General features: G+C 40.2%; 6 protein-coding genes. 3 read left to right on the top strand and 3 right to left on the bottom strand.

The features are described from left to right. The first annotated feature begins 343 nt into the window (after positions 1-343). From CN326_RS04460 to CN326_RS04475, 3 genes are all read left to right on the top strand, one after another. Complete coding sequence (locus CN326_RS04460) at positions 344-4501, top strand: S8 family serine peptidase (protein ID WP_098306625.1); 4158 nt, start codon at positions 344-346, stop codon at positions 4499-4501. A gap of 366 nt (positions 4502-4867) precedes the next feature. After that, entirely contained in the window at positions 4868-9004 is a 4137-nt protein-coding gene (locus CN326_RS04465) for a S8 family serine peptidase (protein ID WP_098306627.1), read from the top strand. Between the two features lie 349 nt (positions 9005-9353). Next, on the top strand, positions 9354-9953 hold the full coding sequence (locus tag CN326_RS04475) for a CalY family protein (protein WP_098306631.1): 600 nt from the start codon (positions 9354-9356) through the stop codon (positions 9951-9953). 123 nt (positions 9954-10076) lie between these two features. Here CN326_RS04475 and CN326_RS04480 read toward each other — a convergent pair whose 3' ends face one another. The 3 genes from CN326_RS04480 to CN326_RS04490 form a co-directional block, all read right to left on the bottom strand. Continuing rightward, a complete protein-coding gene (locus CN326_RS04480; protein ID WP_098306633.1) occupies positions 10077-11222 on the bottom strand; it encodes a glycosyltransferase family 4 protein in 1146 nt (381 codons plus the stop codon). Between the two features lie 73 nt (positions 11223-11295). Further along, a complete protein-coding gene (locus CN326_RS04485; protein WP_098306635.1) occupies positions 11296-11838 on the bottom strand; it encodes a phosphatase PAP2 family protein in 543 nt (180 codons plus the stop codon). A 141-nt stretch (positions 11839-11979) separates the two neighbouring features. Then, positions 11980-12495, bottom strand: coding sequence for a gamma carbonic anhydrase (locus CN326_RS04490; protein ID WP_098306637.1), 516 nt, complete (start codon positions 12493-12495; stop codon positions 11980-11982). Positions 12496-12566 lie beyond the last annotated feature (71 nt).

Here is a 12566-nt window from a genome sequence, read left to right on the forward strand (position 1 = left end):
ATAGGAAAGTGAAATATTTTCCTATCAGCGAATAAAATCGCTAACATGACTAAATCAAGACCCAAGTGAGGATTATTCACTTGGGTCTTTTCTGGTTCATTGCGTTGTACCATTACAAAAAGGACGTACTACTTCTACTTTTTTATGTTCTTTTAAATCATAGAGTAGTTCTTTTGTACTATACGGTATAGAACTAATAACTATAAAAAATATTCCTTTTTGCTAATTTTCAGAAAAGTTTTAATTTAATACAATAAGAAAGTAGAATCGTAGTCTAATAGCTTCGTAAATTTATGTTATACACTGACTACAGATAAAAATAAATTTAGACGGGGGAACTTGTATGAAGAGAGGGAAATTTGGAAAGGTTCTTACAGGAACGTTAGTTGCTGGCATGCTATTGTCACAAGGCATTCCGTATAACGTATTGGCAGAAAGCGCGGTTGAACTGAATCCAGTTGATAATGCAGAACAGGTATTGATGAATCTATCACCAGAACAAAGAAAAGCGTTGGAACAGTTAGATGTAAGTCCTAATTTTACGATTTCTCCTGATATTGATTCTAATAGTCCTGAATTAGTTAACGTTATCGTGGAATTCAATCAGGCTCCAGCAAAAATTGAAGTGATGAAACAAGCGGCGAAAGGAAAGAAAATAGCTTCTACTACTGCGCAAGCAAAAGTGGATGAAGAGCATAAAGTGTTCAAACAACATGTCGAATCCTTAAAATCGAAGAAGGATGCCGGCACTTACGATACGCAAAAAGTGAAGATCACACGCGAATACAAGAACGCTATCAATGGTGTAGCCATGACTTTACCTGGTGTTGCAGTGCAGGAGTTGATGCAATCCGGCGTAGTAAAACGTGTCTTTAAAGATTACGAGGTAAAAGTGGAACCTCCAGTAGAAACGAAAGAAACAAAAGAAGCAATCGAGCCAAAAATGGCGGACAGCATTCCGCAAATTGGCGTGGACAAGCTCCATGCAGAAAACATTACAGGTAAAGGGATTAAAGTCGGCGTTCTTGATACAGGTGTTGACTATAATCATCCTGACTTAAAAGGTGCTTATAAAGGCGGATATGATTTTGTAGATAACGATGCAGATCCGATGGAAACAACATACGAGGATTGGATAAAAGCTGGTAAACCAGAATATCCAGGCCTTGTATATTACACAAACCATGGTACACACGTAGCGGGGACGATTGCAGCTCAAAAGAAAAATAATGCGGATTATGCTGTGAAAGGTGTGGCACCTGAAGTAGATTTATATGCGTATAGAGTATTAGGCCCTTGGGGCGGAGGAAATACAGCAGGAATTCTTGCTGGAATAGATAAAGCGATTGAAGATGGTATGGACGTTATCAATATGTCACTTGGTGCTCAGAAGAACGATCCGTTATATGCTACTTCTGTCGCGACAAATAACGCCATGCTTTCAGGTGTGGTAACAGTTGTTGCCGCAGGTAACTCTGGACCGAACGAAAAAACGCTCGGCTCTCCGGGAACGGCAGCTCTCGGTATTTCAGTAGGGGCAAGCGATGTTTCCATGTCCATTCCTACATTCAGCGCAAGTGCAGCGGGCGAAAAGTTTGAAAACATGCAGTTATTAGGGAAAGATTTTCCTGATAAGTTAGAAGATTTACAAGGACAATCGTTACCAATTGTATTTGCGGGACTTGGTAAACCAGCTGATTTTACGGGGAAAGATTTAAACGGAAAAATTGCGTTAATTCAGCGCGGAGAAATTACGTTTGATGAAAAAATCAAAAACGCCAAAAAGGCCGGAGCAAAAGCTGTTATCGTGTATAACAATGCCGACGGACAAATACCTGCCTACTTAGGTGAGGGAGTAGGTTTCATTCCATCTTTCCGCCTATCAAAAGAGGATGGCGAACGGTTAAAGGCGCTAGGCGAAGTATCTTTCAAATTCGAAACGCTGAGCAATACAAAAACGGAAGGCGATCACTTAGCTGATTTTAGCTCACGTGGGCCGGTAAACGGAAATTATGACATTAAGCCAGATGTAGTTGCTCCTGGTGTGTCGATTTTCTCTACTGCACCGGAATATATTAATGATCCGCAGGATGGCATTAATTATAGCAATGCGTATGTACGCTTATCAGGTACATCTATGGCGACTCCTCATGTGACAGGTACAGCAGCATTGATTCTGCAGGAGCACCCAGAATACACTCCTTTCGATGTAAAAGCAGCTCTTATGAACACATCTGATGATTTGAATGGGAAGTATTCTGTATACGAAGTGGGCGCGGGACGCATCGATGCGTATCAAGCTGTTCATACGGACACTTCCATTAAAGTATTAGACAAAACAAAAAATATCGAGAACGGAAATATTGTTGAAATTGACGAACAAACAGGCTCTATCATGTTCGGCAGACATTTTAAGCAAGGTGATAAACCAATTGAAGCGAGCAAAAAAGTGACTGTCCAAAACCACAGCAAGGAAGAAAAATCCTTTAAAGTGGAAGTGGAGTATCACGGCGAGCGTACAGGTATTCAAGATGCAGTGAAGAACGGTGTAAAAGTTGAGGTACCGGCATCCATTACAGTGGCAAGCGGACAATCACAGGAGCTGGAGCCAAAAATTACGATTCCTTCTAGCGCAGCGAAAGGAAGATACGAAGGGTATATCCATGTGATGAATGCGAACAATCCAGCCGAAACGTATCAAATCCCATTCGCTGTCATGGTGACGGAAAAAGGATTTGAATATATAAAAACGACTAAACCATCCGTAACAAACACGACACCTTTCTGGCAATATTTAGATCCTGTGGTCCACGGAGTAATGAAGTTGAATAGTCCGATGCAAACAATCGATATAGTTGTCAAAGACAGTAAAACAGGAAAAGCTGTAGGTTTTATAGGAACAGCGAATACCAGCAAATTACTGACAGACACAGAAACTTTTCTTATAGGAGCATTCAGCGGTACTGTCTATCCATTTACAAATGATCCTTCCAAGCCGATTGGCGATCTTCCTGTGAAGCTTCCAGCAGGCGATTATATACTGGAAATGATTGCGCATGATGAGGAAGGGAAATCATATGTTGCAGACAATCCGCTTATCGTGGACAATACAGCACCGGAAGTAAATATGGATAAAAAACCGGGTATAATTGAAATTAATGACTCCATGTTCACAGTAGAAGATGGCCAAAAAGCAGTATGGCTGCATGGAACAGCTAAAGATTCCACAGTAGATGTATTGAAATCGAAAGACTTAAACTATGATCAATCTTCCAACCAAATGGGTTACTCTGCAAACTCTCCGTTCATAGATGGATACTTCCCGATCCAAGCAAACGGAGATGTAAAGTTTGGAATTGAGGAAAGTGATATTGCAACAAAACCTTTACAATTGACCTTGACTACGTATGATATGGCAACGGCAATGGGGAAACAAAACTATGTCTTCGTGAAAGAAGGTACGGAATATACGACTTCTAGTTATGATAAGAAAGATGTAAAAGTTGACGATACAGTTACGATGACACTCAGCCTCAATAATGTAAAGCAGCTTGTATCTGGGGAATTTCAGGTCGAATTCATGAAAGATTTGTTTAAGTTTGAGAATGTGAAACTGAACAATGCGGCAAACGAGTATGTAAAGGAAAAAGGCCTGGAGATATCACTGCAAGAGCCTGTGGTGACAGAAGGAACTTCCAAGAATACGGTGAAAGTTGGCGCATCTATGAAAGGGAATGCATTCAGCGGTATGGATGGAGATATGCCTTTCCTTGATGTCACGTTCAAATTAGTAAGTGATGCATATTACGATAATGTTATCAGATTTGATGTAAAGCAGGCGTCTTATATGAAAGCGGGACAAACAGCAGCTACTGCCATTCCTTTTTATAACACGGAAAGTTTTAACATCATTCCAATGCATTCGAGAGTGCAGGGTTCTATCGGACCGGAAGCATTTTTCATTGGGAATGAGGGCTCTCAGTATTTGAGAAAAGCGGATTATACAAAAATCGGTGCTCAAGTATATGCGATGTCCCCAAGCGGTAAAAAATATAAGGGAACAATTGATAATACAGGATTCTACACCATTTATGGTATCCCAGCTTCTAATGAAGCATACACAGTTGTTATTGATGTTCCGGGACATCTCAAAGCGATGAAGAAATTCATTCCTGGATATTCTGTAAACGGTGAGATGCGCGGGCAACATGTTAGAATAGGTGTTAAAAATCTTGCAGGGGACGTGAATGGTGATAGATTAATTGATATTCGCGATATGCAAAGTGTAGTTGATGTATACGGTAAGAAGGATGCATCCATCGTGCCGCAAGACATCAATCAAGACGGTGTCGTAGACGAGACAGATGTCCGCTTCATTGAGAAAAACTTCTTGCAAAAAGAAGTCGGCGTTCCAGAAGTTGTTAAGCCAAAAGAAACAATCGGCAAAAAAGGACTGGCAGACTTCCTGCGTCAAATCGGTTTGGAGCCGAAATCGAAATAATAAAGTGAAACTTCCATCAGTGGGGGGTTTTTCATCCCCCACTGATGGTTAGTTGAACCAATCGGGCTTTTACGGGCAGTTATCCCCACCTATCTTCCACGCTTTCCTCTGAATCTTGAGGTGGGGGTCTTACTGCCCGTTAATGCGGGATAAAGTGAAATTTCCATTAGTGGGGGATTTTCTTCATCCCTCACTAATGATTTCTAACTTAATCTAATGATAGATTTTATCCACTATATTTTTACACAAAGTGAGATCGATAGCTTTAAAGGTTACTTCTTTTGTTTGATTTTCAGAATGGCATCTTAGTTTACTAGTTTCACGGATTGTTTGTAAAACAATTATATGAGGAAAAGGAGATGCGCTATGAAGAGAAGAAAAAAAGGAAAGCTTCTTATAGGAACGTTAGCTGTAGGCATGCTATTGTCACAAGGCATTCCGTATAACGTATTGGCAGAAAGCCCGGTTGCACTGAATCCAGTTGATAATGCGGAGAAAGTCTTGACGAGCCTGTCTGCGGATCAAAGAAAGGCTTTAGAGCAATTAGATGTAAATCCTAACTTTACGATTTCGCCTGATATTGATTCTAATAGTCCTGAATTAGTCAAAGTTATCGTGGAATTCAATCAGGCTCCAGCGAAAATTGAAGTGATAAAACAAGCGGCGAAAGGAAAGAAAATATCTTCTAGTGCTGCACAAGCAAAAGTGGATGAAGAACATAAAGTGTTCAAACAACATGTCGAATCCTTGAAATCGAAGAAGAACGTCGGCACGTATGATGCACAAAAGGTGAAGATTACACGTGAATATAAGAATGCGATCAATGGTGTAGCGATGACTTTACCTGGTGTCGCAGTGCAGGATTTAATGCAATCTGGAGTCGTAAAACGTGTCTTTAAAGATTACGAGGTAAAAGTGGAACCTCCAGTAGAAACAAAAGAATCAATTCAGCCAAAAATGGCGGACAGCATTCCGCAAATTGGCGTAGACAAGCTCCATGCGGAAAACATTACAGGTAAAGGTATTAAAGTTGGCGTTCTTGATACAGGTGTTGACTATAATCATCCTGACTTAAAAGGTGCCTATAAAGGCGGATATGATTTTGTAGATAATGATGCAGATCCGATGGAAACAACATACGAGGATTGGATAAAAGCTGGTAAGCCGGAATATCCAGGGTATGTATATTATACAAATCATGGTACACATGTAGCTGGAACGATTGCAGCTCAAAAGAAAAATAATACGGATTATGCTGTGAAAGGTGTGGCACCTGAGGTAGATTTATATTCTTACAGAGTATTGGGACCATGGGGGGCAGGATATACAGAAGGAATCCTTGCTGGAATCGATAAAGCGATTGAAGATGGTATGGACGTCATCAATATGTCGCTAGGTGCGCAGACGAACGATCCGTTATATGCCACTTCTGTCGCGACAAATAACGCCATGCTTTCAGGTGTGGTAACAGTTGTTGCCGCAGGTAACTCTGGACCGAACGAAAAAACACTCGGTTCCCCGGGATCGGCGGCTCTCGGCATTTCGGTAGGAGCAAGTGATGTTTCTATGTCTATTCCTACATTCAGTGCAAGTGCCTCCAATGAAAAGTTCGAAAACATGCAGTTATTAGGGAAAGATTTTCCTGATAAGTTAGAAGATTTACAAGGACAATCTTTACCAATTGTATTTGCGGGACTTGGGAAAGAATCTGATTTTGCAGGGAAAGATCTCAACGGAAAAATTGCGTTGATTCAGCGCGGGGAACTTACTTTTGATGAAAAAATCAAAAACGCCAAAAAAGCCGGAGCTAAAGCTGTTATCGTGTATAACAATGTAGACGGACAAATACCTGCCTATTTAGGTGAGGGGGTAGGTCTTATTCCATCTTTCCGACTGTCAAAAGCAGATGGCGAACGGTTAAAGGGATTAGGCGAAGTATCTTTCAAATTCGAAACACTGAGTAATACAAAAACAGAAGGCGATCACTTAGCTGATTTCAGCTCACGCGGACCGGTAAACGGAAATTATGATATTAAGCCGGATGTAGTCGCTCCTGGTGTGTCGATTTTCTCTACTGCACCGGAATATATCAATGATCCGCAGGACGGCATTAATTATAGCAATGCATATGTACGCTTGTCTGGTACATCCATGGCGACTCCTCACGTGACAGGTACAGCAGCATTGATTTTACAGGAGCATCCAGAATATACTCCTTTCGATGTAAAGTCGGCTCTTATGAATACATCAGATGATTTGAACGGGAACTATTCCGTATACGAAGCGGGTGCTGGGCGCATCGATGCGTATCAAGCCGTTCATACAGACACATCCATCAAAGTATTGGACAAAACGCAAAATGTAGAGAATGGAAACGTTGTTGAAATTGATGAACAAACGGGCTCCATCGTGTTCGGCAGATATTATAAACAAGGTGATAAACCAATTGAAGTGAGCAAAAAAGTGGCTGTTCAAAACCACAGCAAGGAAGAAAAATCCTTTAAAGTGGAAGTGGAGTACCATGGCGAGCGTACAGGTATCCAAGATGCGGTGAAGAACGGTGTACAAGTTGCGGTACCGGCGTCCATCACAGTAGCAAGTGGACAATCGCAGGAGCTAGAGCCGAAAATTACGATTCCTGCTAGCGCAGCGGCAGGCAGATATGAAGGATATATTCATGTAACGAATGCGAATAATTCGGCCGAAACGTATCAAATTCCATTCGCTGTCATGGTGACGGAAAAGGGATTTGCCTATATGGAAACGGAACGACCATCGGTAACAACTAATACGCCTTTCTGGCAATACATGAGGCCATTCATCCTTGGAAAAATGAAGTTGAATAGCCCAATGAAAACAATCGATATAGTTGTCAAGGACAGCAAATCGGGGAAAGCCGTAGGACTGACTGGAACGATAGACGCCAGCAACATGATGACAGATAGAGCGTATGGCGGAATGTTATTCAATAGCTATGTCTATCCATTTACAAATGATCCTTCCAAGCCAATTGGAGATGTCCCTGTGAAACTTCCAGAAGGAGACTATACAATTGAAATGATTGGGCATGATGAGGAAGGAAAATCATATGTTGTAGGCAATCCGATGATTGTGGACAATACAGCACCGGAAGTGAACATGGATAAAAAACCGGGTGTAATCGAGATTAATGACTCCATGTTTACAGTAGAGGATGGACAAAAAGCAGTATGGCTGCATGGAACAGCCAAGGATGCGACAGTAGATCTATTAAAGTCCAAAGGGTTGAACTATGATCAATCGTCCAATACAATGGCTTACTATGGAAACTCTGGATTCATAGAGGCATTCTTCCCGATCCAAGCAAACGGAGATGTAAAATTTGGAATTGAGGAAAGCGATATTGCAACACAACCTTTAAAATTTAAGTTGACTACGTTTGATATGGCAACGGCCGTTGATAGACAAGACTATATCTTCATGAAAGAAGGTACAGAGTATACGACTTCTAGTTACGATAAGAAAGACGTAAAAGTCGGTGATACCGTAACAATGACACTGAGCTTGAATAATGTGAAGCAGCTTGTATCTGGGGAATTCCAGGTAGAGTTCATCAAAGATCTGTTTAAGTTTGAGAATGTGAAGCTGAACAATGCGGCAAACGAGTATGTAAAGGAAAATGGCTTGGAGGTATCACTACAAGAGCCTGTGGTGGCGGATGGCGATTACTTTAGTACGGTAAAGGTTGGCGCATCTATGAAAGGGAATGCCTTCAGCGGTCTGGACGGAGATATGCCTTTCCTTGATGTCACGTTCAAAGTAGTACATGATGAATCGTATTCTGGCGATATCTTTATGGATGTAAAACAGGCATCTTATATGAAAGTGGGACAAGCGGCAGCTACTGCCATTCCTTTTTACAATACGCAAAATGTTAACATCATTACGAAGCATTCGACTGTGACAGGCTATATAGGGCCGGAAGCATTTTTAACAGCAGGCGGTTATTTGAAACAGGGAGATTATACAAAAATCGGTGCCCAAGTATATGCGCTGTCTCCGAGCGGTAAAAAATATAAGGGAACCATTGATAAACAAGGAGAATACCGTATCACCGGTATCCCAGCTTCTGGTGAAGTATTCACAGTTGTTGCTGAGGTTCCAGGACATCTAAAAGCAATGAAGAAGTTTATTCCTGGATATTTGGTAAACGGTGAACAGCGTGGGCAAAACTTTAGATTTGCTGCCCTAAAAGGTCTTGCAGGAGACGTGAATGATGATAGATTGATTGATATTCGTGATATGCAAAGTGTAGTCGATGTATACGGTAAGAAAGATGCATCTATCTTGCCGCAAGACATTAATCAAGACGGTGTCGTAGACGAGACAGATGTCCGCTTCGTTGAGGAAAACTTCTTACAAAAAGAAGTTGGCGTTCCAGAGGTGGTCAAGCCAAAAGAAACAATCGGTAAAAAAGATCTGAAATACTTCCTGAGCCTTATCGGTCTAGAGCCGAAGAAATAAAGTGAAACTTCCATCAGTGGGGGGCTTTATCCGCCACTGATGGTTAGTTGAACCAATCGGGCTTTTACGGGTAGTTACCCCCCGCCTATCTTCTTCGCTTTCTCTCAATCTTGAGGTGGGGGTCTTACTGCCCGTTAATGCGGGATAAAAAGAAGATGTCTTAGGAGCGGCTGTTGATAAAAGAGGAGAAATTTCATCTTCTTTAAATATCGATAGTCGCTCTTGAATAAAATCGAAAGTTCTTTATTAAGAACTTGAAGAGAACGAGCTATTTGATTTTGTTTTATCTCATATGAACTTATTGGCTTTTAAAAAGTTTAAACATTCTAAAAATAGGGGGATTATTAAAATGAGTCTTAAGAAAAAGCTTGGTATGGGTGTTGCATCTGCAGTTCTTGGTTTATCTTTAATTGGAGGCGGAACGTTTGCGTACTTCAGTGATAAAGAAGTATCACAAAACACGTTTGCGGCTGGTACATTAGATTTGAGCATTGATCCACAAGTTATCATCGATGTTGACAAAATCAAACCAGGTGACCAAGTGGAACGCGATTTCCACTTAATCAACAACGGCACTTTGAAAATTAAGGACGTTCATCTTCTTACAGACTACACTGTAACAGATGCAAAAGGTGATAACGGAAATGCTGATTTCGGCGATCACATTAAAGTGGAGTTCTTATGGAACATAGACAAGAACACAGTTCCTGTATGGGAAACTACTTTGTCTGAATTGAAACAAGCTACTGCTGATGGTAACATTCCTGATCTTGTACAAAAAGGTGTCGTAAACTGGGAAGGAAACGGACTTGCTCCAGGAAGTGATGACACTTTCTATGTGAAATTTACATTTGTAGATAATGGAGAAGATCAAAATGTATTCCAAGGAGATACATTGAAATTGAACTGGACGTTCGATGCGACTCAAACAAAAGGTAAAGACAAATAAGCTCGAATGTCATCTATAATTGTGAAATCTATGTAGCTACTATATAAAGTGCAAGACAAAGAGAGGTCCTAGTATGAAGTATGACCTCTCTTCCTATACTTTGTACAATATAGAAGTTTCATTTTAAGCCAGCATTTCTGCTTTTCGATTTTGAATGACATCATCATAATGCATAAGTAGATCATTAAAAATTTCATCCCAACTTTTTGTTAAAGCATAGCTTCTACCTTGTTGCCCCATGTATTCACGTTTCTCTTTCTGATCAAGCAATGTATAAATAGAAGATAAAAATGAGTCCGTTTGTTTCGGCTTACAAAGAAACCCTGTTGTTTCATGCGTAATAATGCTTTTCACACCGCCTGCATTTGCGCCGATCACTGGTGTGCCGCATGCGAGGGATTCTAAGACGACATTTCCGAACGTTTCTGTTGCAGAAGGGAATACCATAACATCTGAACAAGCATATGCTTCAGCTAACTCTTCTCCTTTTAAATACCCAGTAAATGTTACATTTTCTGTAATTGTGTCTTTTACTTCGTCAGCGAGAGGGCCATCACCCACAATCAGCCAATGAACATCGTTTTTTCGTTCTTTCGTTGTTTTTTGGATTAATGCCAGCAATGTTTCGATATCTTTTTCAGGAGCTAAACGTCCAACGTAAGAGAGGATATATGGCGATGTAATGTTATATTTTTTTCGAAATACGTTCTGATTATAATGAGGATGGAATAGATTGCAATCTACCCCGCGGCTCCATAAGTATAAGTCTTGGAAGCCTTTTTTCTGTAATTGATGCATCGTTTCAAACGAAGGAACAAACGTTTTCTGTAGGGAGCTATGAAACCATTTTAAATAGTTCCATAACATATTGGAGAAAAATTCAATTTTATAATATTGCAAATACGCATCAAAATCTGTGTGATACGAACCGACAAGAGGGATGTTTAGTTTTTTGGCGTAATACATGCCGCAAAGTCCCATATTAAACGGTGTTGCGACATGTATTATATCTGGTTGAAATTGAAATAGTTCTTTTTTGATGAAACGTGGATTTGGAAATGCGAATCGGCACTCTGGATACAAGAGTTTAAGTGGAATACTTTTTATTTTATTGACGTTGGTAACAAAATTATCTTCCGCTGTATGCTGCGGTGCAAATACTGAGTAAGAGATATTTTGCTTTTGCAAATACTGTGTAAAGCGATCGAGTGTTTTCGCAACGCCGTTCACTTGCGGTGTAAACGTATCTGTAAAGATGGCAATTTTCATCAAATCCCCTCCTTCTTCTATCCCGCTATTAACAGGCAGTAAGACCCCCGCCTCAAGGTTCAGAGGTTTCACTTTATATGAAAAGTGGACTGAATTGATAATAAGAAATAATGCCGGACATTGTTCCGAGGCACATGCCAACAAGTACATCAGATGGATAGTGCAAGCCGAGATAAATGCGTGAAATGCCCACGCTAATCGCTATTGGAAGTAGCAAGAATGTCATACTTGGTTCATATAATAAAAAAGGAGTAATAACAGAAAAAATAGCAGTCGTGTGTCCTGATGGAAAAGAATGGTCTACTAATGGATTTGTTGGATACTTTGCATTAAGAATTGTTAAATAAGGCCGTTTTCTTGGATAAAATTTTTTTAGAATTTGCACAGGTATATGGCTAATCGCAAGGGAAATAGCACTTGCAATTGATGCATCGTGTAAAGATCCGCTTGTGAAAAAAAGTAAGAATACAACGAGGGAAATCGTAACGGTAGCACCGCCCATATGTGTAATGGTGCGAAAAAAGATGTTTAATGATTTGCGTTCAAAATAGCGATTAATTCCTTTGAAGATGTAGCACTCTATTTCATATAAGGAGCTGATGGATCTAGTTTTCATCAAAATTCTCCTCCTCACTATATATATTTGAAGATTTACTTTTATTTTAATAAGATTTTATTGAGGGAATAATAAGATTGTGTAAAGAAAACGTAGAGTTTTGCAAAGAAAAAGCTGCCTGTATAGTGGCAGCTAAAAAAATTATCTTATTTGTAAACCTTTATAATATTGTCCTTTTTCGACGTATTGACGACGGATGCGAGCCATATCTTTACGGTCTTCATCCGTTAACTCACGAATAACTTTAGCAGGGCGGCCGAATGCAAGTGTATTTGGCGGGATTTTTTTTCCTTGTGGTACTAAACTGCCGGCACCAATAAATGCACCTTCACCAATTTCAGCTCCGTCTAAAATAATGGACCCCATGCCGATTAAAGCATCCTTTTTCACTGTACAGCTATGTAAAATGACTTGATGTCCAATTGTTACATCGTCTTCTAAAATAAGCGGATATTCCGGGCTTTGATGAAGTGTACATTGATCTTGTACATTAACTCGGTCTCCGATAATAGTTGGAGAAACATCTCCACGAATGACAGTGTTAAACCAAATGCTTGATTCTTCACCAATTGTTACATCGCCTGTAATTGTGACATAGTCAGCGATAAACGCGCTATTAGAAATTTTCGGATTTTTGTCTTTGTAGGGATAAATCATATAAGTAATCTTCCTCTCCTAGAAACTAATATTAGTGTAGCAAATTGTGAAGCAAAGTGAAACGGAGGAGT

The organism is Bacillus sp. AFS018417 (assembly GCF_002560985.1).
Lineage (GTDB): Bacteria > Bacillota > Bacilli > Bacillales > Bacillaceae_G > Bacillus_A > Bacillus_A rhizoplanae.

What these genes read in the sequence shown, in the direction of transcription:
- CN326_RS04480 (WP_098306633.1), bottom strand. Translation starts at nt 11,222, where the DNA reads ATGAAAATTGCCATCTTTACAGATACGTTTACACCGCAAGTGAACGGC.
- CN326_RS04490 (WP_098306637.1), bottom strand. Translation starts at nt 12,495, where the DNA reads ATGATTTATCCCTACAAAGACAAAAATCCGAAAATTTCTAATAGCGCG.
- CN326_RS04460 (WP_098306625.1), top strand. Translation starts at nt 344, where the DNA reads ATGAAGAGAGGGAAATTTGGAAAGGTTCTTACAGGAACGTTAGTTGCT.
- CN326_RS04465 (WP_098306627.1), top strand. Translation starts at nt 4,868, where the DNA reads ATGAAGAGAAGAAAAAAAGGAAAGCTTCTTATAGGAACGTTAGCTGTA.
- CN326_RS04485 (WP_098306635.1), bottom strand. Translation starts at nt 11,838, where the DNA reads ATGAAAACTAGATCCATCAGCTCCTTATATGAAATAGAGTGCTACATC.
- CN326_RS04475 (WP_098306631.1), top strand. Translation starts at nt 9,354, where the DNA reads ATGAGTCTTAAGAAAAAGCTTGGTATGGGTGTTGCATCTGCAGTTCTT.